This is a genomic window from Spirillospora sp. CA-142024 (assembly GCF_050942325.1).
In the GTDB taxonomy this organism is placed as follows: Bacteria; Actinomycetota; Actinomycetes; order Streptosporangiales; family Streptosporangiaceae; genus Spirillospora.
Map to the genome: position 1 here is coordinate 7,166,601 of NZ_CP192077.1, position 23,595 is coordinate 7,190,195.

The 23,595-nt window shown below is 70.9% G+C and carries 21 protein-coding genes; 7 read left to right on the forward strand and 14 right to left on the reverse strand.

What is annotated here, in order from left to right; genetic code table 11:
• Positions 1-8: 8 nt before the first annotated feature.
• Genes ACQPZP_RS33855 through ACQPZP_RS33870 form a run of 4 tightly spaced genes read right to left on the reverse strand, consistent with a single transcriptional unit; the run spans position 9 to position 3,281 of the window.
• Entirely contained in the window at positions 9-731 is a 723-nt protein-coding gene (locus ACQPZP_RS33855) for a response regulator (protein ID WP_433473755.1), read from the reverse strand.
• Positions 728-1,849: a sensor histidine kinase gene (locus ACQPZP_RS33860; RefSeq protein ID WP_433473756.1), complete on the reverse strand. Its 1,122-nt coding sequence runs from the start codon at positions 1,847-1,849 to the stop codon at positions 728-730. Before ACQPZP_RS33860 ends, ACQPZP_RS33855 begins: the two co-directional genes overlap by 4 nt.
• Positions 1,846-2,565 (reverse strand): hypothetical protein, encoded by a 720-nt coding sequence (locus tag ACQPZP_RS33865; RefSeq protein WP_433473757.1) that lies wholly within the window; start codon positions 2,563-2,565, stop codon positions 1,846-1,848. Before ACQPZP_RS33865 ends, ACQPZP_RS33860 begins: the two co-directional genes overlap by 4 nt.
• A complete protein-coding gene (locus tag ACQPZP_RS33870; RefSeq protein WP_433473758.1) occupies positions 2,562-3,281 on the reverse strand; it encodes an ABC transporter ATP-binding protein in 720 nt (239 codons plus the stop codon). Before ACQPZP_RS33870 ends, ACQPZP_RS33865 begins: the two co-directional genes overlap by 4 nt.
• 241 nt (positions 3,282-3,522) lie before the next feature.
• On the opposite strand from ACQPZP_RS33870, the gene ACQPZP_RS33875 reads away from it, so the two are divergent.
• Positions 3,523-5,082: a cellulose binding domain-containing protein gene (locus ACQPZP_RS33875; protein ID WP_433473759.1), complete on the forward strand. Its 1,560-nt coding sequence runs from the start codon at positions 3,523-3,525 to the stop codon at positions 5,080-5,082.
• 69 nt (positions 5,083-5,151) lie between these two features.
• Here the strand turns inward: ACQPZP_RS33875 and ACQPZP_RS33880 are convergent, their stop codons facing one another.
• The gene (locus tag ACQPZP_RS33880) at positions 5,152-5,802 is read right to left on the reverse strand and encodes a nitroreductase family protein (protein ID WP_433473760.1); all 651 of its coding nucleotides are present in this window, start codon (positions 5,800-5,802) and stop codon (positions 5,152-5,154) included.
• Positions 5,803-5,853: 51 nt separating this feature from the next.
• Here ACQPZP_RS33880 and ACQPZP_RS33885 point away from each other — a divergent pair, with 51 nt between their 5' ends.
• Entirely contained in the window at positions 5,854-7,125 is a 1,272-nt protein-coding gene (locus ACQPZP_RS33885; RefSeq protein WP_433473761.1) for an acyltransferase family protein, read from the forward strand.
• Between the two features lie 54 nt (positions 7,126-7,179).
• Complete coding sequence (locus ACQPZP_RS33890) at positions 7,180-9,342, forward strand: hypothetical protein (protein WP_433473762.1); 2,163 nt, start codon at positions 7,180-7,182, stop codon at positions 9,340-9,342.
• Positions 9,343-9,497: 155 nt separating this feature from the next.
• Here ACQPZP_RS33890 and ACQPZP_RS33895 read toward each other — a convergent pair whose 3' ends face one another.
• Positions 9,498-10,919: a DHA2 family efflux MFS transporter permease subunit gene (locus ACQPZP_RS33895; protein ID WP_433473763.1), complete on the reverse strand. Its 1,422-nt coding sequence runs from the start codon at positions 10,917-10,919 to the stop codon at positions 9,498-9,500.
• 321 nt (positions 10,920-11,240) lie between these two features.
• Here ACQPZP_RS33895 and ACQPZP_RS33900 point away from each other — a divergent pair, with 321 nt between their 5' ends.
• The gene (locus ACQPZP_RS33900) at positions 11,241-11,804 is read left to right on the forward strand and encodes a snapalysin family zinc-dependent metalloprotease (RefSeq protein WP_433473764.1); all 564 of its coding nucleotides are present in this window, start codon (positions 11,241-11,243) and stop codon (positions 11,802-11,804) included.
• Between the two features lie 79 nt (positions 11,805-11,883).
• On the opposite strand, the gene ACQPZP_RS33905 is transcribed toward ACQPZP_RS33900, so the two are convergent.
• The 3 genes from ACQPZP_RS33905 to ACQPZP_RS33915 all read right to left on the reverse strand — a co-directional run bounded on the left by ACQPZP_RS33905 (position 11,884) and on the right by ACQPZP_RS33915 (position 14,346).
• Positions 11,884-12,852, reverse strand: a complete 969-nt coding sequence (locus ACQPZP_RS33905) for a suppressor of fused domain protein (RefSeq protein ID WP_433473765.1) — start codon at positions 12,850-12,852, stop codon at positions 11,884-11,886.
• A gap of 51 nt (positions 12,853-12,903) precedes the next feature.
• Positions 12,904-13,359: a macro domain-containing protein gene (locus tag ACQPZP_RS33910; RefSeq protein WP_433473766.1), complete on the reverse strand. Its 456-nt coding sequence runs from the start codon at positions 13,357-13,359 to the stop codon at positions 12,904-12,906.
• Positions 13,360-13,434: 75 nt separating this feature from the next.
• Positions 13,435-14,346 (reverse strand): NAD(P)H-binding protein, encoded by a 912-nt coding sequence (locus ACQPZP_RS33915; protein WP_433473767.1) that lies wholly within the window; start codon positions 14,344-14,346, stop codon positions 13,435-13,437.
• A 74-nt stretch (positions 14,347-14,420) separates the two neighbouring features.
• Here ACQPZP_RS33915 and ACQPZP_RS33920 point away from each other — a divergent pair, with 74 nt between their 5' ends.
• The gene (locus tag ACQPZP_RS33920) at positions 14,421-15,125 is read left to right on the forward strand and encodes a TetR/AcrR family transcriptional regulator (RefSeq protein ID WP_433473768.1); all 705 of its coding nucleotides are present in this window, start codon (positions 14,421-14,423) and stop codon (positions 15,123-15,125) included.
• Positions 15,126-15,266: 141 nt separating this feature from the next.
• On the opposite strand, the gene ACQPZP_RS33925 is transcribed toward ACQPZP_RS33920, so the two are convergent.
• A complete protein-coding gene (locus ACQPZP_RS33925; RefSeq protein ID WP_433473769.1) occupies positions 15,267-15,716 on the reverse strand; it encodes a hypothetical protein in 450 nt (149 codons plus the stop codon).
• 936 nt (positions 15,717-16,652) lie between these two features.
• Positions 16,653-19,070 carry a hypothetical protein gene (locus ACQPZP_RS33930; protein ID WP_433473770.1) on the reverse strand — a complete coding sequence of 806 codons (2,418 nt, stop codon included), beginning with the start codon at positions 19,068-19,070 and terminating at the stop codon, positions 16,653-16,655.
• A gap of 109 nt (positions 19,071-19,179) precedes the next feature.
• Between ACQPZP_RS33930 and ACQPZP_RS33935 the strand changes: the two genes are divergently transcribed.
• A complete protein-coding gene (locus ACQPZP_RS33935) occupies positions 19,180-20,385 on the forward strand; it encodes a sensor histidine kinase (protein WP_433473771.1) in 1,206 nt (401 codons plus the stop codon).
• A complete protein-coding gene (locus ACQPZP_RS33940) occupies positions 20,373-21,047 on the forward strand; it encodes a response regulator (protein WP_433473772.1) in 675 nt (224 codons plus the stop codon). The genes ACQPZP_RS33935 and ACQPZP_RS33940 overlap by 13 nt, the downstream gene beginning before the upstream one ends.
• Positions 21,048-21,061: 14 nt before the next feature.
• Here ACQPZP_RS33940 and ACQPZP_RS33945 read toward each other — a convergent pair whose 3' ends face one another.
• The 3 genes from ACQPZP_RS33945 to ACQPZP_RS33955 all read right to left on the reverse strand — a co-directional run bounded on the left by ACQPZP_RS33945 (position 21,062) and on the right by ACQPZP_RS33955 (position 23,487).
• On the reverse strand, positions 21,062-21,313 hold the full coding sequence (locus tag ACQPZP_RS33945; protein WP_433473773.1) for a hypothetical protein: 252 nt from the start codon (positions 21,311-21,313) through the stop codon (positions 21,062-21,064).
• Positions 21,310-22,359: a hypothetical protein gene (locus ACQPZP_RS33950; protein ID WP_433473774.1), complete on the reverse strand. Its 1,050-nt coding sequence runs from the start codon at positions 22,357-22,359 to the stop codon at positions 21,310-21,312. The genes ACQPZP_RS33945 and ACQPZP_RS33950 overlap by 4 nt, the downstream gene beginning before the upstream one ends.
• A gap of 75 nt (positions 22,360-22,434) precedes the next feature.
• Entirely contained in the window at positions 22,435-23,487 is a 1,053-nt protein-coding gene (locus ACQPZP_RS33955) for an SRPBCC family protein (RefSeq protein WP_433473775.1), read from the reverse strand.
• Positions 23,488-23,595 lie beyond the last annotated feature (108 nt).

Below are 23,595 nucleotides of genomic sequence, written 5' to 3' on the forward strand. Positions count from 1 at the left end.
GTGATCGTTCAATGCCGGCCGGGACGGCGGCCCGGGACGACGATGCCGTGCTCGTAGGCCAGCACGACGGCCTGGACGCGGTCGCGGAGGTGGAGCTTGGCGAACACGCTGCCGACATGGCTCTTCACGGTGGCCTCGGTGACGACGAGGCGCGCCGCGATCTCCTGGTTCGACAGGCCCTGGGCCACGAGCAGGAGCATCTCGCGCTCGCGCGGGGTCAGCGCGGTCAGCAGATCCGGTGCGGGCCGGACCGGGTCGGTGCGGCCGGCGTAGTCCTCGATCAGGCGGCGGGTGATCGACGGGGACAGCAGCGCCTCGCCCTGGTGGACGACGTGGATCGCCTCCAGCAGCCGCTCGCGGGGCGCGTCCTTCAACAGGAAGCCCGACGCCCCGGCACGCAGCGCACCGAACACGTATTCGTCGAGGTCGTAGGTGGTGAGGATCAGCACCCGAGGCAGAGGGGCGGCCGAGCGGAGCTCGTCGGTTGAATGGCGGTGGGTGGGGGCTGGAGGACGGTTGGTGAGGCGGGCGGTGGCCTCGACGCCGTCCATCCGCGGCATCCGGACGTCCATGAGGACGACGTCGGGCCGCAGCTCCGCCGCCCGCACGAGGGCCTCGCGGCCGTCCGCGGCCTCGCCGACGACCTCCAGGTCGGGCCGGGTCTGCAGGAACAGCCGGAAGCCGATCCGGATCAGTTCCTGATCGTCGACGATCAGCACCCGGATCGTCATGCCCGCTCCCCGATCGGCAACCGCGCCGCGACCCGGAACCCGCCACCGGGGACCCGGCCCGTCTCCAGCTCACCACCGAGCAGCGCGACCCGCTCCCGCATCCCGACCAGGCCGTGCCCGCCGGGACCCGGCTCGCCGGTTCCCGCACCGTCGTCGTGCACCCGCACCTCCAGGTCCGCTCCGCCGGAGCTCAGCCGTACCGTGACCTGTGCCGCCCCGGCGTGTTTCAGGGCGTTGGTCAACGCCTCCTCGATGATCCGGTAGGCGGACAACTCCACCCCGCTCGGCAGGTCCAGCGGCTCTCCGGCGATCTCCAGCCGGACCGGCAGCCCCGCCGCGCGGTACCCGGCGACCAGTTCGTCCAGGTCGGCCAGTGACGGCTGCGGTCGCGTCTCCGCGGCGTGCTGCCCGCGCAGCAGGACGAGGATCCGCCGCAGTTCGGCCAGGCTCTGCTCGGCGCTGGTCTCCACCCGCTCCAGCGTCCGCGCGGCCACCTGCGGTTCGGTCTCCAGGACGTCGCGGGCGCCGCGGACCCCGATCAGCATCACCGTCACCGAGTGGGCGACGATGTCGTGCAGTTCGCGGGCGATCGAGCCGCGTTCGCGCTGCGCCGCGATCAGGTCGAGCTGCTCCCGTTCGCGTTCGAGGGTGGCGGCCCGTTCTTCCACCGCCTGGACGTAGCGGCGGCGCGTCTGCATGTTGGCGCCCAGCATCCACGCCCCGATCGACACCGGCGGGCTGCAGACGTTGTCGACCTCCAGGAACACGGCCACCGGTGCCAGCACCGCGAGCGACACGCGCCGGTCGCGTGTCTCGGCGAGCGACCACAGCGCGACGACGGCCGGCGCGCCCCCGGGCGAGTACCCGGCCGCGGTCACCGCGGCCGCCGACGCCACCGTCACCGCGGTCACCGCCACCCCGAACCGGCGGCGGGCCAGGAGCACCGCACCGGTGAGGACGGTCACCGCGATCGGCAGGGGCACAGCCTGGGTGCCGTCGTTGAACAGCAGCCCCACTTCCACCACGGTCGCCGCCACGGCGACCGCGATGTCGAACAGCACCGGGCGGTGCACGGCCTGCAAGCCCCGCACCGCCCGGATCCGCTCCGCGACGTTCACGCCAGGTCACGCCGTCGTTCGCACACGACCGCGACCAGCACCGCGAGCACCGTCCAGGCGGCGAACACCGCGCCGGCCTGCGCGACCGTGAGAGTCGTGTTGTGGGTCCCGCCCGTCATGACGCCCGCCGCGCCGAACGGCGAGAGGTTCGCCTCCCGCTCCCACGACCCGCTCACCAGGGGCTGCACCACCAGGTCCAGGATCAGCAGCACCACCGCGCCGACGACCGGGGCGCGGATCAGCGCACCGATCGCCGCGCCCAGCACCGTCGCGAGCACGAGCGCGCCGACGTTGCCCGCCACGACCTCGGTCACCTGGCCGGACGTCAGGTCCGGGCCTGGCTGGTCCGCCAGCAGCGGCAGCGCCACGCCGGCCGAGACCGCGTTGATCAGCAGCGCCAGCCCGAGCCCGGTCAGCGCGTACGCCGCGATCCGCACCGCCAGGACGGTTCCGCGGCCGCGCCGGGCCACCAGCGCCGTGGGCGCGGCGGTCCGGTGGCGGTACTCGCCCGCCGCGCCGACCAGTCCCCACAGCAGCAGCAGGACGGGGAGCCCCGACAGCGCCTCCTTCTTCTCCGGCACCTCGTCGAGCGTCCCCGACGCCACGGCGACGAGCACCGCGTTCAGGGCGGCGAAGGCCATCCCCCCGGCCGCGAACCCCCACACGGCACGGGTCGTCAGCGACTTGAGCAGTTCCCCTCGAAGCAGGCCGATCATCGCTCCAACCCTCCGGTGAGCTCAAGGAACACGTCCTCCAGCGACTCCACCTCACTGATCGGTCCCTCGTGCACCAGCCTGCCACGGTCGATGACGACCACGTCGTCGACCGTCTGCGCCGCCTCCGCGAGCATGTGGCTGGACAGCAGCACCGTGCCGCCCTTCGCCGCCCGGTCCCGCAGCATCGTCCGGAGCCATCGGATCCCTTGCGGGTCCAGCCCGTTGGCCGGTTCGTCCAGCACCAGGATCTCGGGGTCGCCCAGCAGCGCGGCGGCGAGGCCGAGCCGCTGCCGCATCCCCAGCGAGAAGGCGCCGACCCGGCGGCCCCCCGCCCCCGTCAGCTCGGCGATCTCCAGTACCTCCTCGACGCGGTGGCGCGGCAGCCCCGCCGACAGCGCCAGCGTCCGCAGATGCGCGCGGGCCGACCGGGCGGGGTGCGCGCCGCACGGCTCGATGTGGACGCCGATCCGGCGCGCGTCCGGCGCCTTCGAGGCCACCGGCGCCCCCAGCACCGATACCGCGCCGGCCGACGGCCGCGCCAGCCCCACGACCGCCTTCAGCGCCGTGGTCTTGCCCGCGCCGTTCGGGCCGAAGAAGCCCGTCACCGCGCCCGGCCTGACCGTGAACGTCAGATCGTCGACCACCGTGCGGCGGCCGTACCGTTTCGTCAGCCCCTCGACCCTGATCGCCGGGGTGGCCTTCGTCCGTGATGTCATGGCGCCCAGCTTCGGCCGCCCGCGTCTCCCGGTCATCCGACCACGGTCGAAACCCGTTCTCCGACCACGGCATGACTTTCGCCGACTCTCCAGTGGCGCTACCTTATAGGAAAGTTTCCTATTAGATCAGAGGACCGCACCGTGCCACGCCCGCCTCCCGCCGCGTACTGAGCGCAGCATCACGACCGACTCGGGGTTCGGGGGATTCCCGCTCGTCCACATCTCCTACCCGGGAGTGACCTTGCGAAGAAGACTTCTGCCCGGCTTCCTGCTCACCGCCCTCTGCTCCCTGCTCCTCGCCCTGCTCGTCCCCGTGACGGCCGGCGCCGCGTCCGTGACGGCGACCTTCACCAAGTCGTCCGACTGGGGCTCCGGCTACGAGGCCAAGTACACGATCAAGAACGAGACCGCGTCCGCCGTGTCCGGCTGGAAGGTGGAGTTCGACCTGCCGTCCGGCTCCTCGGTCGGCACCTACTGGGACGCGCTGCTCACCAAGTCGGGGCAGCACGCCGCCTTCACCAACCGCGAGTACAACGGCAGCGTCGCCGCGGGCTCGACCGTCTCGTTCGGCTTCATCGTCAGCGGGTCCGGGACGCCGCAGAACTGCACGATCAACGGCTCGGCCTGCACCGGCGGAGGCAGCACCCCCGGCGCTCCCTCCGCGCCCGGCGCCCCGGCCGTGACCGCGAAGACGAACAGTTCGCTGACGCTGTCGTGGTCCGCCTCGTCCGGCACGGTCACCGGCTACCGCGTCTACGAGGGTTCCGCCGTCCGGGCCACCGTGACCGGAACGAGCACCACCATCAGCGGCCTCGCCACCTGCTCGGACCACACCTACACGGTCAGGGCCTACAACTCGGCCGGTGAGTCCGCGGCGAGCGGCTCGGTGTCGGCCACCACGTCCGGCTGCACGACCCCGCCCGCCACCACCCGGCGCGCCGCGCCCTACCTGTACATGGGCTGGGGCGACCCGCCGAGCCCGTCCACGGTCATGAACGCGACCGGGATCAAGTGGTTCACGATGGCGTTCATCCTGTCCGGCGGCGGCTGCAGCCCCGCGTGGGACGGGAACCGCCCGCTGCAGGGCGGCGTGGACGCGCAGGCGATCTCGCAGATCCGCGCGGCCGGCGGTGACGTGCTGCCGTCCGTCGGCGGCTGGTCGGGCAACAAGCTCGGCCCGAACTGCTCCTCCCCCGAGGCGCTCGCCGGCGCCTACCAGAAGGTCATCGACGCGTTCGGCCTCAAGGCCATCGACATCGACATCGAGAACAGCGACGAGTTCGAGAACGCGACCGTCCAGGACCGCATCCTCGGCGCGCTGAAGATCGTCAAGCAGAACAACCCCGGCATCCAGACGATCCTGACGTTCGGCACCTCCACCACCGGACCGAACTACTGGGGCACCCGGCTCATCAACCAGGCCGCCGCGCTCCAGGCGAACGTCGACGTCTTCACCATCATGCCGTTCGACTTCGGCGGCGGCTCGAACATGTACGGCAGCACCGTCAACGCGTCCGAGGGTCTGAAGAACGCCCTCAAGTCGGCGTTCGGATGGTCGGACGCCACCGCCTACTCGCACATGGGCATCTCCGGCATGAACGGCCTGTCCGACCAGCAGGAACTGACGTCCCCGGCGACGTGGACGCAGATCCGGGACTGGGCCAGGTCCCACGGCCTGGCGCGCCTCGCGTACTGGTCGGTCAACCGCGACCGTCCCTGCGCGGGCGGCGGCGTGACGTCCAACTGCAGCGGCATCGACCAGCAGCAGTGGGAGTTCACCAAGATCACCGCCGGCTTCTGACCCGCCCACGGAGAGCCTCGGCCCGCAAAGGGCCGAGGCTCGGGCGCGTCGACCTTTCGGAGAACCCCGTCACCAGCGGTCGTGGTGCACGATCTCCTCCAGCGGGACGCGCGGGGCGGGCCGGAAGGTGTCGCCGGTGTAGTACGCGGTGGGGATGAGCGCGCCCTGGCGGACGTCCTCGGGCATGCCGAGCAGTTCGGCGATCTCCCGCTCGTAGGTCAGGTGCAGGGACGTCCACGCGGTGCCGAGCCCGCGGGCGCGCGCCGCGAGGGCGTAGTTCCAGACGGCGGGCAGCAGCGAACCCCACAGGCCGGCCTGGTTGCCGGCCGGGAGCCGCCCGCCGGGCACCCGCAGGCACGCGATCACCAGGACGGGCACGTCGCCCATGCGTTCGGCCAGGTAGGCGGCGCTCTCCCCGACGCGGCGCTGCACCTCGGCGCGTTCGGGATCGTCCTGGTAGAGCGCGGCTCCGGAACCGCCCGCCTGCGCGTAGGCGGCGAACGAGCGCCGGTAGTACTCGCCGATCGCCGCGCGCGTCCCGGGGTCGGTGACGACGATCCACTGCCAGCCCTGCCGGTTGCTCCCGCTCGGCGCCTGGACGGCGATCTCCAGGCATTCGCGGACGAGGTCCATGGGGACCGGGCGGCGCAGGTCGAGGCGTTTGCGCACGGTGCGCGTCGTGGTCAGCAGGTCGTCGGGAGTCAGCGGCGGTGTCGTCATGATCTCCATGGTGCCCGGTGCGGATGGGGATGGAGCGTCTAGTCTGTCGGAATGGTTCCCGCTTCGGGTGTTTCCCCCGTAACGTCCCGGCTTGGGTGGCTTGACGCGCTGCGGGGAGGGGCGGCCCTGGCGGTGGCACTGCATCACGGGAGCTATGTGTACCTCCCTGGGCTACGCGTGCGGATGGCCGACTGGTTCGATCCCGGGCTCTTCGGCGTGCTCGTCTTCTTCCTCGTCAGCGGATACGTCGTTCCCGCGTCACTGGAGCGGCGCGGAAGCGTCCGCGGGTTCTGGATCGGCCGGTTCTTCCGCATCTATCCGCTGCTGGCGGTGACGTGCTTCCTCGCCGTCCTGCCGTTCCTGCTGGGCGTGCTCGGGCTGCGCGCGGGGTTGGAGCAGTACTCCCCCGCCACGGCACTCCTGGCGCACATGACGATGCTGCAGGACGTCCTGAACGTCCCGAACGCGATGAACGTGCTGTGGACGCTGTCCTACGAGATGGCCTTCTACCTGCTGATCGTCGCGCTGTTCGTCGTCGGCGGGCATCGCCGGTCGGCGCCCGCCGCCGTCGTCCTCACGGTGGTCGCGCTGGTGGCCGTCACGCTGACGGCCGGTGGGCTGCTGACGGGGGCGCACGCGCCGGCGGCCCTGCTGTCGCGCACCGTGGGGACGGGCCCGGTGGTCGCGGTGACGGCCGCCGCGCTGCTGGTGGCGATCGGGGCGGGGGTGTCCCGGCGGCCCGCGCCGCGGGCCGCGGGCGGGCTCCTCGGCGGGCTGGTCGCCGCCGTCCTGGTGACCGTCAACGGCCGGATCAGCGCGTGGGAGGGCCTCGTCATGCTGGCGACCATGTTCACCGGCACCGCGATCCACCGCGCCGAGCACGGTCAGATCACCCGCCGCGCGGCCGCGGTGACGGGAGCCGTGGTCCTGGCGGGCGCGCTCGCGGCCGGTGTGTGGAACGCGGCTCCCTACGGGCGGCACGCCCAGCTGGTCTGGTGCGGCGCGGTGCTGGCGGCGGCAGGGGCCTTCGCGGCGGCGTGGCGGCTGCGGCACCGGCGGTTCCCCGGCTGGGCGACCGGTCTCGGCACCATCAGTTTCTCGGTGTACCTGTTCCATCCGCTGCTGCTGATGGTGGCCGCGCAGTTCCTCGGTGTCTCCGGCCGCGAGGACGCGGTGGGCTTCGGATTCTTCGTGCTGATATTGCTCGCGGTGAGCTGGGCGTCGCAGCGCTGGATCGAAGCGCCCGCGCAGCGTCTGGGACGCCGTCTCACCCGTCCGCCGGCGCGGGACGCACGGTTGGAACCGCAGCCGATCGCATCCTGATCAGGTCGATTTAACCGAGTGCATTGATTTATGGTGCTCTGTCACCATGGCGCGGTGAGCACCTGGCTGGAAAAGCAGATCGTCATGCGCACGCTCCGCGTTCCCGTGCCGTCCGGAGACGGACCGTCCGGAGACGGGGCGGCGGCGGCACGGCGGTTCGACGCGGCGCTCATGTCGGCCGGGTTCAAGCTGTCCGGCGACCTGATGACCGCGCTGTCGGGCCTGCCCGAGGACACCGTCGTCAGGATCGCGAAATGGACGCTGCCGGCCGCCCGGGAAATGGCGGGCGGCCATGTCGGGCACAACGCGTACTTCCGGGATTTCCCTCGCAACGTCCCCGACACCCTGGACTTCTGGACGGGCCTTCTCCGGAACACGCTGCGCGACCCGGAGACCGCGCCGGCCGCCACCGAATCGCTGCGGCACGGCGTCCTGAACCTGCTCACCCTGAAGGGCTATGGCCGCTACCAGCACACCTACGAGGAGATGCTCGCCGCGCACGACGAGCTGATCGCCGCCGCGGGCGACCGGGTGACCGTCCTGCATCTCGGACGCGACATCGAGGAGGAGGGCGAGCGGCTCTTTCTGGAGCTGGCCGGCAGCGTCACCCCCCTCAAGGAGGAGGACCTCGCGGCACTCCGCAAGCTGGCCGGACGGTACGCGGCCACCGATGTTCCCGGGGGCGTCCCCGTGCGGGAGAACCGCGCCGTCGTCAACCGGGCGCGCCTGGGACACGGCGGCGAACCGCTCGTCGACACGGTCACCGACGTGCTGCGCCTGGCGTGCGAACTGTCGGACGGCGACGTCACCCTCCAGGAGCCGACGCGGTTCGTGTCCATGTCCCGTCCGGTGCGCCGGGCGCTGCTCGCCGCGCTCGACGGCGTGGTCCGCGACGACCCCGGCAAGCTCGGGGACGTCGCCGCCTGGCGCGAGCGGTGGAAGCGTCTCGGCGAGAAGCTCCACCCGCACGAGTACCCGAGGTGGACGGGCGCGGCGGACGTGTTCGCAGTCGCGCGCGGCGAGAAGCGCGCACCGTCGTTCGCCGCGCGCATCGAGGCGCGTCTCGCGTCGGGCGACGTCGCCGGCGCCGCGAACGTGGCGAAGAGCGCGCCCGGGATGCTGTTCCGGTCGCTCGACCGGCTGCTGCGGCTCGCGCCGGGCGCCGAGGACGCGGTGCTGGACGCGGCCGGATCGGTGGCCGGCCGGGTGTCCGGGCGGGTGCTGCTGTCGGTGCGCGAGCACCTGCTCAACCGGGCGGACGCGACGGGCCGGACGCGGCTGTTCGCCAACCGGCTCGGCCGCGGCGTGACGGCGCCCGACACCCGCCCGCCGCTGGACCCGAACGTTGTGGCGCGGCTCTCGGCGTTCCTGGACGAGGAGATCCGCGGCCGGCTCCCGTCCGCCGGGCATCTGGTCGTCGACCCGGACGCGCTCGACGTCGCGCTGCCGCTCAGCGGGAAGGTGGCCGGGAACGGCTTCGGCGTCCTGCCGCGCGGATCGGTATCGGCGGTCGACGGCGAACTGCTGCGGTTCTTCGTCTACTGGCGGCAGCGCCGGCACACCACGGACTTCGACCTTTCCGCGCTCATGCTCGATGAGGACTACCGCAACCCGGAATGGCTCTCCTGGACGAACCTCACGACCGTCGCGGGAGAGCATTCCGGCGACATCACCGACGCGCCCGAGGGCGCCTCGGAATTCATCAACCTGTCGCTGGCGAAGGTCACGTCGCGGTTCATCGTTCCGCAGGTGCACATCTATTCCGGGGAAGGGTTCGAGGAGGTCGAGGAGTCGTTCTTCGGTTTCATGCTTCGCGACGAGGAGCAGCAGGGACGCCCGTTCGAGGCGCGGACCGTCCGGATGAAGTCGGAACTGCGCGGACCCGGCCGGGTGGCGCTCCCGATGGTGTTCATGCGCGGCGACGACGGCCGGTGGCGCGCCAAGTGGCTGCACCTGCACCTGAGGGGCGGCGCGAACTTCAACCGGGTGGAGAACAACCGGGTGACGACGTCCATGCTGGTGCGCGGAATCGTTGAGCGCCGCCACCTCGACGTCCGCTACCTGACGGACCTCCTCGACGCGGAGAAGACGACCCTCTGGGACGGCTCGGCGCCCGACGGACCGGTCACCTTCATCGGCCTGGAACGTCCCGAAGGACTGCACGAGGACTCGCGGGTCTTCACCCCGGAAAACCTGGGTGACCTGGTCCCGGCCTGACTGCTACCGTCGGTTCCGCGAGGCCATGAAGGGGCTTCCTTCTCATCTTTGAAATGGTCCAGCCCTTTCGCTCTCCTCGCACTTCGCATGACGGGCGCACCCCATCCGGGCGGCGCCCGTTCTGCTGTGCCGGTCGTCGCGGCCGGTGCCGTGCGTCACGCCGCCGCCGCGTCCTCCTGACCTGCTCGCCGGGGCTTCGGCAGGAACGGGACGATGGCCGCGCCGGCGGTGGTGATGATCGCCGCGATCAGGAAGGCCGCCGAGTAGCCGTCCACGAGGTCGGGGCCGGCCTTGGCGGCGGCCGTGCCGAGGACGGTGAGGCCGATCGCGCCGCCGATCGTGCGGGAGGTGTTGACGACGCCCGCCACGGCGCCCGCCTCGGAGGCGTCCGCACCGCTGGTCGACGCCTCCACCAGCGGGGTCATCAGCAGGCCGAAGCCGAGCGCCATGGTGGCGCCGGGTCCGAGGATCGCGGTCAGGAAGGTGCCGTCGGCGTCCAGCACGACGCTCTGCCAGGCGAACCCGGCCGCGGCCATGAGCCCGCCGATCCCGGCGAGGAGCCGGGCGTCCATGCGGGCCATCAGGGTCGGGGCGAGCCGCGAGCCGATGATGATGCCCGCGGTGTGCGGCAGGAAGGACAGGCCGGTGCGGACCGCGCTGTAGTGCAGGACGTTCTGCATGTAGAGCGACAGGAAGTACCACAGCGCGAAGCCCGCCATCGTCCCGACAAGGGTGGCCAGGTTGCCGACCGCCACGCTGCGCAGCCGGAACAGCCGCAGCTGGACGAGCGGCTCCGGGGCGCGAGCCTCGACGGCGACGAACAGGGCGAGCAGGACGAGCCCGGCGGTGAGCGGGATCAGGGAGGTCCAGCCGTGGTCCTCGGTCTGCCCGATGCCGAACGCGAGCAGCCCCACGCCGGCGGTGACGAGGACGGCGCCGGGCACGTCGAGGCGGCGGCGCCCGGCCGCGTCCCGCTCGTCGCGGAGCCAGCGGGCGGCGATCGCGGCGACCACCGCGCCGACCGGGACGTTGATCAGCAGCACCCAGCGCCAGCTGAGGTAGTCGGTCAGCAGCCCGCCGACGAGGCCGCCGGTGGCGCCGCCCGCGGTCCCGACGGCCGTCCACATGGCGATCGCCTTCGTGCGCGCCGGGCCTTCCGGGAAGGTCGCGGTGACCAGCGACAGCGTGACCGGCGCGAGGATCGCGGCGCCGAGGCCCTGCGCGGCACGCGCGGCGATCAGCATGGCGCCGTCCTGCGCGAACCCGCCGGCGAGGCTGGCGACGGTGAACAGCCCGAGGCCGGCGATGAAGACGCGCTTGCGGCCGAAGAGGTCGGCGGCGCGCCCGCCGAGCAGGAGGAACCCGGCGAACGTCAGCGAGTAGGCGTTGACGACCCACTGCAGGCCGGTGGCGCCGAGGCCGAGGCCCTCGCGGATGTGGGGCAGAGCGACGTTGACGACGGAGATGTCCAGGACGACGAGGAACTGGCCGATGGACGCGGCGAGCAGCGCGGCCCAGCCGGGTGTCGCCGACGCCGGCCGCGCCGCGGCCTTGGCGGTGAGGTCTGTTGCGGTCATGCGTTCATGCTGTTCGCCGGGAGGGGCCGTCCGCGTCGGCCGCCGGTCCCGTTCCGGCACGTCCGATCGGCCTAGGACCTGCCCCGGCCCGCGCGCCCGGCCCCGCACCGTGAGGCCGGCAGGCACGGCGAGTTCAACGGGTTGAAAAACGCCTCGATTTTCAGTTGCCCGGGGCGCTCATAGAAAGTCCGCAGGTCGTCCCGGCGGGACGAACAGAAGGGCTTCTGTTCCGGCGCCGCCGGCGGTGTCCGGCATTGGCCGTTTCCGCGTTGCTGATCAATAGTCGGGAGAACCCCCCCGCTATCACGAGGAGTCTCTCCCATGGCTTCCAGAAAGCTCCTGAGGGCGTGCGCCGCGCTGCTGCTCGGCCTGGCCTTCCTCACCGGGACGGGCGTGCCCGCCTCGGCGTCCCCGCGTCCGCAGCCCGCCGCCGTCCGCACGATCAGGTACGACGCGAGCCGCGCCGCCGAGTTCCGGTCCGCCGTGGACGAGGGCGCGCGGATCTGGAACGAGCACGTGGGCAACGTCCGGTTCGTGGCGGGAACCCCCGCCGACGTGGTCGTCTACGCCGACGACGGCTGGCCCCGCGCCCAGCCCGCCGGGCTCGGCCGCGGCACCGTCTGGATGGGCCGGGAGGCCGTGCAGGAAGGGCACTACACGGTCCGGATCGCGTCCCACGAGCTCGGCCACATCCTCGGCCTGCCGGACCGGCGCACCGGCCTGTGCTCGGACCTGATGTCCGGGGCCAGCGCCGGGACGTCCTGCCGCAACCCCGACCCGAATCCCGCCGAGGTCGCCGAGGTCGAGCGCAACTTCCAGAACGGCCGCAGCGCCGTCGCCCCCGGCGTCACCATCACCGAGGCCCCCGTCCTCGCGCGCCGCTGAGTGTTCAGAAGGGGCGTCCCCGGCGGGCGCCCCTTCGCGCGCGGCCTGCCCGCGAAGGCCGTTTCGCGGAGCAACCGGGCTAAGGCACGACGTTCACGGTGAGCGGGCCGACCCGGTAGGCGCCGGGCCGCGGCTGGACGGCCTCGGCGACGGCCCTGCTCACCGCGTCCGGCAGCGTGATCTCAAGGGCCTGTCCGGTTTCGCTGTGGCCGAACGCCCGCCCGGGAAGCAGCACGACGGGCATGCCGGGCCCGCGCAGGATCAGCGGGTTCCCGTGCGGCACCCGCGCCGGCAGCACCCGGGTGAACTGCGGAACGTGCCGCACCCCGATCTCCAGCGTGACGCCGTCGGACGTGTCGGCGGCCAGCTGCTGGAAGAACAGGAAGCCGGTACCGGACCCGTCCCGCCGGGAACCTTCGCGGACGGTCCTCGCGACGCCGGGAACGTCCGCCAGCGACATCCGGTCGAGATCGGTGACGAGCGCCGGGAGATGCGGCGCGAGGGCCTCGACGAGGCCCTCGACGTGCCACGACTGCGCCGCGTGAAGCTCATCCGTGGTGATCCCGACGAACTGCAGGAACGCGACCTCCCCGACATCCGTCCGCGCCTGTCCGAGCTCGGGGTCGAGGACCAGCGCCCCCGCCCGGATCGACGAGCCCGGACGTTCGGGATCGAGCGGATCCGGAAACTCGATGTAGTGCCCGGCGTTGAAGTCGTTGCCGCTCTTCACCACGTACGACGCAAGGTTCTCCAACTGGACCATCGCCCAGTTCGGCGGCCCCTCCTCCTCCGGATGGCGCGGCACCCGCAACGTGAACTCGTAGCCGCGCTCCTCGAAGGGCGCGGTCAGCGCGTAGCCGATGAGATGCCAGTGCGGTACCGGCTCGTCCCGCGGATAGATCGCGATCGTGTTGGTGACGAACTGCCCCATCGGCATGGGCCCCATCGGCCGATACGGCATCGGCGCGTCCCACTCCAGCCGGTTCGCGTCCCCGTACCGCGCCTTGAGCACCCCGTCGATCGCTTTCCACCCGTCCAGATTCAGCATCCCTCTCCCTTCGAGAACCACCCCTACCGACGCGCCCGCACCGGCCCCGGTTCAGCCCTCAGGCGCCGGCGGCGGGACGTAGAGGCGGACGTCGGCCTTCAGCGGGCCGAGCGCCGCGGCGATCATCGGCTGGACGGTGGCCCAGTCGAGGCCGCCGTGGCCGCAGCCGAGGGGCGGGACGGCCACGCTCGCGATGTGCCGCTCGCCCAGGACGCGGGCCAGGGCGTCCAGGCCGGTTTGGACGTCCTCGACGCGGGAGCGGGCCCGCCAATGGCGCTTGGTGGGGAAGTTGAGGACCCAGCGGTCGCCCTCCACCGGCACGCACAGAATCTCCCCCGGACGCAGACGGCCCTCGGAACACGCCTCGGCGTATGCGGCGAAGTTGGCGGGAAAGGCGCACTTGAACTGGAGCGCGAGCCCCTTGCCCATGACGCCGACGGTGTTGACCGGATTGACCAGCGCCTGCGCGTCGTCCCGCAGGAGGTCCCCTGTCCGCTCGACGATCACCCTGTCCTCCCGTCCCGCAAGGGCTGCGAGCGTAGCGACGACCACCGACAAAGACGCCGGTACGGAGGCCGCGGCTCAGCCGGTCGACGCGAGGGTCGCCTTCAGGACGTCCCGCAGCGATGTCGGCGGACGGCCGATCAGACCCGAAAGTGCCGGGTCGACCTGGGCGAACTCGCCTTGCCGGCTCGCGGCGAACATACCCACGAGCATGTCCGCTGCCGGCTCGGGCACGCCGTGACCGGCGAGTGAGGCACGATAGTCGGCGTCCGAGACGACCACCCGCCGGATCGTGCGTCCGGTCAGCTCGGACGCGAGCGCCGCGACACCGTTCATGTCGATCGCCTGGCTTCCCGTCAGCGCGGGGCTCGGACCGTCGAACGGCTCCTCGGCCAGGATGACGGCGGCGGCCTCGGCCAGATCGGCGTGGGCCGTCCAGGAGACCGGCCCGTCCTCCGGCACGGCCAGTTCACCCGTAGCAAGGGCGGCGCGGAGCAGCAACCCCGTCGTGGACGCGTAGAAGCCGTTGCGGAGCGCGGTGAAGATCATGCCGGAGTCGCGAAGCGCCGCCTCGGTGGCGGCGTGGTCTGCCATGGGCGGGAACGGCGAGGACGGGTTCACGCCCATATGGCTGGTGTAGAGGATCCGCTTGGCACCCGCCGTTCCGGCCGCGTCGATCGCCGCCCTGTGCGCGCGGACCGCGGTCTCCCCGATGCCGTCGATGGACACGATCAAAACCTGCGACGCCCCCTCAAAGGCGTGCGCGAGGCTGGCGGTATCGGCGAAATCACCCCTGCGGACGCGGATGCCCCGCTCCGCCAGGCCCCGCGCCTTCTCGGGGTCCCGGACGCTCACTCCGATCCGCGCGGCGGGCAGGCGTTCCGCCAGCCGCTCGACGATCTCCCGCCCGAGGAGCCCGCTGGCTCCGGTCACGACGATCACGACGTCCTCCCGATGGTCCGGTCGCGGCGAGTCACCGCCGACGACCATGAATCACTGATAACGCATTGACGTTAACACTGATATCGAACCATCGCTAATGGAATCCTGTTATCGTCACTAACATGGAGGTAGCCGACTCGCCCGGTGATGGGCCGCGGGAGCGCATCCTCGCCGCCACGGCCGAACTGCTCGCAAGTGGCGGCCGGGAGGCCGTCTCGACCCGGGCGGTGAGCGCCGCCGCCGGCGTGCAGGCCCCGACGATCTACCGGCTCTTCGGCGACAAGCGGGGACTGCTCGACGCCGTCGCGGCCGAGGGCTTCGCCGCCTACCTGAACGACAAGACCGGCGTGGAGCCCACCGCCGACCCGGTCGAGGACCTGCGCACCGGCTGGGACATGCACATCGAGTTCGGCCTGGCCAACCCGGCGCTGTACCTGCTGATGAACGAGCCGCGCCCGGGCGCCGTCCCGCCGGCCGCGGCCGCCGGCATCGAGATCCTCGCCGGGCACATCCGCCGGATCGCCGCGGCGGGCCGGCTCCGCGTCGGCGAAGAGCGCGCCGTCCGGCTCGTCCATGCCGCCGGCAGCGGCACCGTCATCACGCTGATCGCGATGCCCGCCGGCGAGCGCGACCACGCACTGTCCGTCCTCGCCCGCGAGGCGATCATCGCCGCGATCACCACCGGCGCTCCGGCGACCGCGTCCCCCGGCCCGTCGGGCGCCGCCACCGCCCTCCGCGCCGCCCTCCCCCAGACCACGGCCCTGACCACCGGAGAACAGACCCTCCTACGCGAATGGCTCGACCGCATCACCACCCAACCCCACTGACCCCGCCCTCCGCCCCCCGCTGGCCGTCGGGTTTCCAACCGCTACCACGGTCGGGGTCCATGCGGCGACGGGCCTCTTGGCGGGGCCGGGGCGCCGTCCCCACCGTCCCGGGACCGGCGCCCTCGCCCCCACGTCAGCGGGTCAGGCGGTGAAGACAGGGCTCTTGCAACTGCCCCGCTTATGCACCCACACCTTCATGTACACCTTCCGCCCGTCCTTGATCGACAGGTCCCGGAACTTGTACGCATCGTTCTTGGTCAGGGTGAGGGTCTTCTTTTTCTTCCACTTACTCCCGTACTTGACGTACAGGGTGCCGCCGACCGACGTTTTGGTCCCGTTGTAGACACCGAACTTCTCGCCCTTGGCAGCGAACCTGGCCTCGGCGAAGTTGCTCTTGCTGGTCTTCCACCGTCTGCGGACCCAGCCCGACGAGCCGCCAGGGTCGCTGTCGCTGTCCTTGCCCGCCTTGCAGTTCCAGCCGAGCGGCGGCGGGGCGGCGCCGGCTCCCGCCTCGGGCGCCGCCACCAGCGTGCCCGAAACCGCGACACCTGCGGCCAGGGCGGCGGTCACGGCGCGTTTACCGATGATCATGGGGCTCCTCTCTGGGAATCTCCGAATTACGCGACGAGCGTACGGGCGGGCGGGCGCCGTGGGACTCCCCCTTTCAGCGGTGACTTAAAGGGTGGCTGGGCCCGCTCATCCACCACCCCCTCTCCGTACAAAGCCAGGATCCTGACCGCTTATGACGCTCTTCCGGCAGCCCCGAACGCGGTACCCGGCTGCGATCTGAACGGCCGCACCACTCTCATGTCGAGCACTGGCGCAAGCAGGCCGAGAAGGGAACACTGGCCGGCACATCGGGCAGGCTGCAGCACGGCGCCGAGTCACAGGAAACGGCCGAACTACGCGCCGAAGTGAAAAGTGCGAGGCGGCCGAACTCGAATCCCGTAGCGAGAAACTACTCGGCACCGCCCGGGCATACCGCATCCTCGGCAAATCCCGCCTGACGCTGCATCGGCACCGCAATCCCCGTCCGGAAAGGCTCGGGCCACGCCGCCCTTTTCACCACCTGGCCGAACTGTCGGCGGCCGAGCGTGAGCGAGTGCTTCAGGTGCTGGGCTCGCCCCGGGCCAGACCGGGGAGCGCCGCGCCCAGGCCGTGCGCCCAGCCACCGCCAAACCCGAACTGCGGGCCGACGGCCCGGGACGTTGCGGTCGCTACCCGGAAGCGGTTGCGGGACGTGCGGTGGTACCGGGACGCAGCGGCATCGGGGGCTTCATGCCTCACCCCGCGTGCGGAGGGCAGGTGGGGTCAGGTCGGTTGTTCGACGTAGAGGTCGGCGGCGAACCATTCCAGGGCCGCGGGGTCATGACGGCAACACGGCGGCAACTCATGCAGGCACAGGCCGACCCCAACCACTTCTTTCCAGGCCGATGGCCCACCGCCGTGGCAGCGGCGGGTGCGGGCTTGGTGTCGGCGTCGTCGGCGTGACCAGCGGATTCGGTCTCCGGGTGGGGGCCGCCGGTATCAGCGGAGTTGGATCCAGGACGCCGATCGGGGCACGGTCCGGCCGCCGAGGGTGGCCTCGAAGATCAGTTGCTGATCTCGTCCCTTCCTGACCCCGCCCTGGGAGTCGAGGAGCACGGGGACGCTGAAGCGGCCCCTCGCCGGAATCCGGACTGTGGTACGGCCGGCAGGGCGCACCGCCCAGCCGCCCGTCGCTCTGCCCCGCAGGACGACGGTCTGCGGCTTGTCGGTGAAGTTGTACACGTCCAGGAACATGCGAGTCCTGGCGTTGAGGCGGTACCCGTGAGGCGGTGGAGCATCACCGCTCTGTTTGCCGGGCGCGCTGTTCGTCACGGCGAACCGCTGGTTCAAAACGATGTGCTCAGCTGTAGAAAAAGTCTTTCGCCGCGAGGCCGGACGGGGACGCGGCGGCCTCGCAGCCCGCCCGGACATGACGTAGACGGGATCGGGTGAGACCTTGACTCGTACGGTCCCGTTGCCATTCGCCGTGCCCCGCTCCTTGGCTCCCATGATGTTGTAGACCGGGCCACGCCCGCGTACGTCGACGTTCACGGGCTTCGCCGCCCACAGCACGGCCACCGTCTCGCGGCCGCTGTCGAACGTGAAACCGCTGGCACCACGGGGCAGCCGGTGCAGTCGGCGAACGAAGTTCGCCTCCCCAAGGAACGATGCCATTGCCGCATGAGCGCTGTAAGCGGGCCACGGCTGGAACTCGGGGCTCAGGATTCCGAAACTGATCCCGTCGTCATGGGTAGGCGGTCCGACGAACCAGAAATGCCGGTCAACCCCGGAAGCGAGGTCCTCGACGGCCGCGCGGACGAGATATCTGGCCTGGACGCGCTGCTGTCCCGTGGTCATGCCAGAGCTCTTACCAGAGTGCACGAAAATGCCCGACTCGGTCATCCACATCGGTCGTCCTGCCGCATACCGCTTCCGCAGCCGTCGTTGTTCTTCGGCGGCCTGCGGCACGGCGGGGTTCGCGCCCGTCGCGTCGCCGTAGCCATGGAATGCCCAGGCATCGCCGTAGCGTGCGACGTCGTTCCGCAGCATCAGCCGCTGGAACGGGTCCGTCGCAGCGATCCCCGGCAGCACGATGAGAGGCCGGTCACCCGGGGCGTCGGCGACGCCCAGCGCCGCTGCCTTGACGTATGCCGCGTGCTGGTCGCCGGTGCTGGATGTGTCGTCGACGTCCGGCTCGTTCGACACCTGAACTGCGTCGGGTTCGGCGCCGCCGGACTTGCGGGCCAGATGCCCCGTGTAGCCGTAGGCGTCCCGCAGGTCGGACGGCAGCGGAACCGAAGCGGGTGTGATCGCCCAATCGGGAGGCCCTGACAGCACCTCCAGTGTCTGGAGCCCATGCCCGTGGAACGTCCGGAGGATCTGATCCTGGGGAGTGGGGACGTAATGGGCGCGTCGCGGGGCCGCGGCCGGCCACGAGCCCGCGTCTCTCATGTACCCGGCCCCCATCTGCCCGAGGGCGTCGGCGAGCGGCCCGAGCCGGGATGAAGGAACGAGTGAGGAGACGAACGTGTTGACGCCGAACCGGCTCGCCGATCCGCCGACCGGCCGACGCGCCGGGAGGTGCGCGAAGCGCCCCGCGATCCGCGATGGTGCTGACGATGGCAGGGATGCTCTGACGGTGTAGTGACCGGGCGCCAAGCGGGGGATCCGCACCGACGCCGCGGCGGAGCCCGCGGGGATCGTCACCGCGCCGGCGGCGACCTTCGTCGAGAAGTAGTCGGTGATCTCGTACCGCCCTCGCCAGGCCTTGGTCGTTCTTGCGTTGAGGCGGAAGTTCAGGACGGCCGGCTCTTCTCCCCGGTAGATGCCGATACCGGAAAGTGGATCCTGGATGCGGACGTCGCGCAAAGCGACCTTGGCAGGGGTCAACCGGAATCTGTCGAGCAGCAGCCGGTAGAGCACAGAGTCATCCACGACGGTCGCCTCGTTCACCCTGAACGTGATGGTGTTGTTTCCACGCCGCAACTCCACGTCGCCGAGATTCAGCCGGTAAAGGTCGCCCCAGCCCCGTGGAGACCGAGCCCATTCCGGTTGCGATCCGGCGACCTGTTCGGATGGGGCCCCGTTCACCGAGAGATCGATGTACGAGCCGATCCGCGAGTCCTCGTCCCGTCCCATGGGAGATGTCGCGAAAGCCTCCAGACGGTAAGCGCCGGAAGTGCGGGCACGGACGCGGTACGTCGCGTACCAGCCCCGCTTTTGCGTGCTCTCCAAAGCGAGGTAGGACCGGCCCGAGGCCCTGGCGTCGGCCGCGGTGGGGATGTTCGTCCGGGCCGCGACTTCGCCCTGGACCTCGATCACCGATGTCGCGTCCGGTCGGGGGCCCGGCGCGGCGGCGGCGGTCGCGACGAATGTGATCGTCGCAATGGCGGTGGTCTTCGATTCGCTCAGGCGCATGCCTTCAAGCGCACCGCCCGCACCTCACGGTCGGCATTGGCCAGGTGGCCGAACATCCTGGCCGATCGACCAGGACTCGACGGTACTTCCGGATCGTACGCTCGGGGTCATGCAGCCCCTCAGTCAGGCGGCCGTCTGGACGCTGCCGGGTGAACTGGCCGCTCTCCATGGCGACAGCGCCGGCCCCCGCCGCCGGACGCCCCGGGACTGGGTGGTCGACGCCGTGCTTTTCGCCGCCGCGGCGCTCGTCTGGTTCGACGTGCACAGGAATCCCCCGGCCGATGTTCCCTTCAATGCGGCGGACCTCTGCATCGGGGCCATCGCATGCCTCGCACTCTGGTGGCGGCGGAGCCTTCCCTTGCTCGTCACGCTGCTCGTGGCCGTCTCGCCGCTGGTTTCGAGCGGTGCGGAGGGCGCAGCGATCGTCTCCGTCTTCTCGGTCGCGGTACGTCGCGAACGTCCCGTTCCCGAGCTCGTCACCGCTCTTCACATGCTGGCCGTCGTTCCGACCGGGTCGCTCTTCCCTCCGCCGGGCCTGAGCGGTGGGCAGAACGCGGCATGGCTGGTGGCGATGGCGCTCGGTGCGCTGGGCTGGGGAAAGGCCGTGCGTGTCAGGCGCGGTCTCGTCGCCGGCCTGCACCGGGAGGGAATGCTGAGGCTCGCCGCCGCCAGGCGCGCCGAACGAGAGCAGATCGCCAGGGAGATGCACGACGTCCTCGCACACCGGGTCTCACTGCTGTCCGTACACGCGGGCGCACTCCTCTACCGGACGGAACGGGCGGAGGCCGGGGAAGGCCCGCCGCTCGAAGCGGCGGAGGTACGGGAAGCGGCAGAGGTCGTCCACGGCAACGCACGCCTCGCGCTCACCGAACTCGCCGAGGTGCTCACGGTGCTGCGGTCCGACGACGGCGCGGAATCGTTCGGCTCGCTTCCCTGCCTGAAAGACATCCCGGCGCTCGTCGCCGAGGCGAGAGGAGCGGGCCAGCAGGTCACTCTCACAATGGAGACCAATGCGCCGGACTCGCTGCGCCCGCAGGCGCAGCGCACCGCCTTCCGGACCGTCCAGGAAGGCCTTACGAACGCCCGCAAGCACGCATCAGGCGCGCCCGTCTCGGTGCATCTCCACGGGCACCCTGGCACCGACCTTGAGGTGACCGTCACCAATCCCCTCCCGGGACGGGTGGCCGGCCCGCCCGCGAGCGGCACGGGCCTCGCGGGTCTGGCCGAACGCGCCGCGCTCGACGGCGGCACGCTTGAGCACGCCGCGCACCAGGGCGTTTTCCGGCTCACGGTACGAATACCATGGCCGCCATGACCGCAGAGCCGATCAGGGTCCTTCTGGTGGACGACGATCCGCTCGTACGCACCGGCCTGCGGCTGATGTTCCGCGGTGCCCCGGACTTGGAGGTCGTCGGGGACGTGGCCGACGGCGCCGACGTCATCGACGCCGTGGACCGCCTCGCACCCGACGTGGTCCTCATGGACGTGCGGATGTCGCACATTGACGGCATCGCCGCCACCCGGGCCCTCACGACCCGCGGCTCCGCTCCCACGGTCATAGTGCTGACCACCTTCGACGCCGACGCCACGGTGCTGGAGGCATTGCGCGCAGGGGCCGCAGGATTTCTACTCAAGCACGCGCGTCCAGACGAGATCGTCGATTCCGTCCGCCGATCCGCAGTCGGCGAACCGGTGCTGGCGCCCACCGTCGCTCGCACCTTGATCGATCACGTCACGACCGGATCGTCCGCGGACACGCGCGCTCTGCAAGCGCGCCGCCGCCTGGAATCCCTGTCGCCCCGCGAACGCGACGTCGCCGCCGCCGTGGCGGACGGCCTGTCGAACCCGGAGATCGCCGAACGGCTCTATCTCTCCGTCGGGGCCGTCAAGGCGCACATTTCCAGTTCCCTCGGCAAGCTCGGTCTCACCAACCGCACCCAATTGGCTCTCCTGGCGCATGACGCCAAGACCTCTTGACGCGTCTACGGCGATCAGGCGGTATCGGACGGACGGCGCAGCTTCGCTTCGATCTTGTAGTGGACCTGGACGTCGCGGTAGGTGACGTTCTCCTCCACCTCGTCCGGGAGGTTCGTCCGGGTGCTGCCGGACGTCGACTCGTCGGCGGCGTCCCCGGTGAACACCACCGAGCTTTCCGGTGCCTCGTCGAAGCGGAGTTCGTCGGCCTTCACGTTCGCCGTGAAGCGGATCACCGTCGGGCGGAGCTCGTCTCCGCCCATGGTCATTCGCCTCCCCGCCGCTGGGAGACCATGCGGAGGAGCGCCCGCCCCAGGTCGCGCACGGACTCCTCGGTCTCGTGGAGAGCAGCCTGGAGGGCCGTGTCCTCCTCCTGGTCGCCATCGGAGGTGCCCGGGTTCTCGGCGTCCTTGGGCTTCGGCTCTTCGGTCTCCTGGGGCTGCGGCTCTTCGGTGTCCTTCGTCTCTTCGGTGCCGCCTCCGTTGCCGGTCGCGGCCTCCGTGGCCTTTCCCGCGGTGTCGGCGACACCCTTGCCGGTGGCCTCCGCCGCCTGACCGGCGCCCTGACCGACGTCTTCGACCGCTCCACCGGCACCCTTGCCGACATCGCTGACGCCCTCGCCTGTGCCTTTGCCCACTTCCTCGGCCGCACGTCCGGTGCCTTTGCCGACGTCCTGGACGGCGCCGCCTGCCCCCTCTCCGACGTTTTCGACCGCGCCGCCCGCGCCCTTGCCCACGTCTTTGACGGCGCCGCCGGCACCCTCGCCGACGCTCTCCACCGCACCACCGGCGCCTTCGCCGACGCTCTCGACCGCTTCGCCGGCGCCGTGGCCGACGTCCTCGACGGCGCCCTTCGCGCCCTCGCCGACCTCTCCCACCGCGGTCCCGGTTCCGGCGCCTATGTTGCGGGCCGCCGACTCCACACCGCGTCCGATGTGCTGGAGGATCTCGGGGTTGCGGTCGAGGGTGGTCAGGACGCGGTCGACGATGAGGGCCACGTTGTCGAGGCGGACTTCGAGCTGCGCCTGCGCCTCGACCCCCTTGATCTCCAGCTTGACCCTGCCGAGGAACACGTCCGCGCCCACGTTCAGCTTGAGCAGGTCGAGGACTTCGGCGACGAGCGAGACGTGCGCGTCCAGGTTCTCGACCTCAAGGGAGATCTCGTCCACTTTGAGCAACGGGACGTCCAGGAAGACGTCCGGGCCTTCGGAGCGCGACCGCTTGTCCGGCGTCAGCGTCCTGCCGGTCAGGCCTTCTTCCTCGCCGCCGGATTCGTTCTTTTCGCGTTCAGGCTCCAGCTTGCCGTCGCCCATCATTCCCCCGATGTTCGGTCCGCCCCACGGCTTCCCGCGTGTACATCCCCCTCAGGGTCATCCCCACCTGCGAGGACGTCAGGCCTTGGCGCTTTCGGCCTTCTTCTCGGACTCCGCCTTCTCCTCGGACTCCGCCTTCTCCTCGGACTCCGCCTTGCCCTCGGACTCGGCCTTGCCCTCAGACTCGGTCTTCTCCTCAGACTCCGTCTTGTCCTCGGACTTCTCCTTCTTCTCGTCGCCGTCCTCTCGCCCTCGGGCCTCTTCTTCCTCCTTGAGGGCGTCCTCGTGGGTCTTGACCACCTCGCCGTCACGGATCTCGCCGCGCCAGCCTTCGGTCTCCTCCTGGTTGAGGAGGGTGTGCGTCATCATGTGGCGCTTGATGTGCTTGAAGTCCAGGCGCAGGCGGCGTCCCTGGGCACGCCACAGGTTGGCGGTCTTCTCGAAGAAGCCGTCCGGGTGGTACTGGGCCACCAGCAGGATCCGTGTCATGGTCGGTGCGAGCTCGTGGAACGTCACGGCGCCGTCGACGTAGCCCTTCGCGCCCTTGGACGTCCACACGATCCGCTCGTCGGGGATCTGCTCGGTGATCGTGGACTCCCAGTCGCGGTGGGACAGGAAGATCTTCGCTCGCCAGTTGATCTTCTCGTCCGACTCCTGCTCGACGCTCTCCACCTTCTTGGTGAAGCTCGGGTAGTCGGCGAACTGCGTCCACTGGTCGTAGGCGACCCGGCGCGGCAGCCCGACATCGAACTCCTCCATGATGTTGACCACCTTGGGGCCCCCGCCGTCCCCCTTGCCGCCGCCGTTCCCCTTGCCGTCGCCGGAGCCGGCGCCCACGGCGCTCTTCACCTTCTCCTTCGCACCGGCCGCCCCCGCGCTGAGGCCCGCCTTGAGCGGCGATTCGCCTTCGGCGAGCTTCTTCGCGCCGGCGGCCGCCGCCTTCTTCCCTGCTCCGCCGCCGTCCGCGGCGTCGTTCAGCCGCTGGGTCAGTCCCTCGATCCTGCCGCCGACCTTTTCGAGCGTCCGCAGCATGAGCGCCTGGACGAGCTCCCGGCCGGCCTCCTTGAGCTCCGCGACCGGGAGGTCCTGGGCCTTGTCGCTGCCGCGGCCTCCGGTGTCCGCCTCCGCCATGATCAGTACTTCACTCTCTCGCTGACATCCCCTGACTCCGAGGACATAGCCTGAGAATCCGCGACGAAACGGCTAAAACCACAGCCGACCAGCGAAAACAAAAGATCT

Excerpts from the sequence above, each read along its gene's own strand:
- ACQPZP_RS33855 (WP_433473755.1), bottom strand. The coding sequence starts at position 731 with ATGACGATCCGGGTGCTGATCGTCGACGATCAGGAACTGATCCGGATC.
- ACQPZP_RS33865 (WP_433473757.1), bottom strand. The coding sequence starts at position 2,565 with ATGATCGGCCTGCTTCGAGGGGAACTGCTCAAGTCGCTGACGACCCGT.
- ACQPZP_RS33870 (WP_433473758.1), bottom strand. The coding sequence starts at position 3,281 with ATGACATCACGGACGAAGGCCACCCCGGCGATCAGGGTCGAGGGGCTG.
- ACQPZP_RS33880 (WP_433473760.1), bottom strand. The coding sequence starts at position 5,802 with ATGACGACACCGCCGCTGACTCCCGACGACCTGCTGACCACGACGCGC.
- ACQPZP_RS33885 (WP_433473761.1), top strand. The coding sequence starts at position 5,854 with ATGGTTCCCGCTTCGGGTGTTTCCCCCGTAACGTCCCGGCTTGGGTGG.
- ACQPZP_RS33895 (WP_433473763.1), bottom strand. The coding sequence starts at position 10,919 with ATGACCGCAACAGACCTCACCGCCAAGGCCGCGGCGCGGCCGGCGTCG.
- ACQPZP_RS33900 (WP_433473764.1), top strand. The coding sequence starts at position 11,241 with ATGGCTTCCAGAAAGCTCCTGAGGGCGTGCGCCGCGCTGCTGCTCGGC.
- ACQPZP_RS33905 (WP_433473765.1), bottom strand. The coding sequence starts at position 12,852 with ATGCTGAATCTGGACGGGTGGAAAGCGATCGACGGGGTGCTCAAGGCG.
- ACQPZP_RS33915 (WP_433473767.1), bottom strand. The coding sequence starts at position 14,346 with ATGGTCGTCGGCGGTGACTCGCCGCGACCGGACCATCGGGAGGACGTC.
- ACQPZP_RS33920 (WP_433473768.1), top strand. The coding sequence starts at position 14,421 with ATGGAGGTAGCCGACTCGCCCGGTGATGGGCCGCGGGAGCGCATCCTC.
- ACQPZP_RS33925 (WP_433473769.1), bottom strand. The coding sequence starts at position 15,716 with ATGATCATCGGTAAACGCGCCGTGACCGCCGCCCTGGCCGCAGGTGTC.
- ACQPZP_RS33930 (WP_433473770.1), bottom strand. The coding sequence starts at position 19,070 with ATGCGCCTGAGCGAATCGAAGACCACCGCCATTGCGACGATCACATTC.
- ACQPZP_RS33935 (WP_433473771.1), top strand. The coding sequence starts at position 19,180 with ATGCAGCCCCTCAGTCAGGCGGCCGTCTGGACGCTGCCGGGTGAACTG.
- ACQPZP_RS33940 (WP_433473772.1), top strand. The coding sequence starts at position 20,373 with ATGGCCGCCATGACCGCAGAGCCGATCAGGGTCCTTCTGGTGGACGAC.
- ACQPZP_RS33945 (WP_433473773.1), bottom strand. The coding sequence starts at position 21,313 with ATGACCATGGGCGGAGACGAGCTCCGCCCGACGGTGATCCGCTTCACG.
- ACQPZP_RS33950 (WP_433473774.1), bottom strand. The coding sequence starts at position 22,359 with ATGATGGGCGACGGCAAGCTGGAGCCTGAACGCGAAAAGAACGAATCC.
- ACQPZP_RS33955 (WP_433473775.1), bottom strand. The coding sequence starts at position 23,487 with ATGGCGGAGGCGGACACCGGAGGCCGCGGCAGCGACAAGGCCCAGGAC.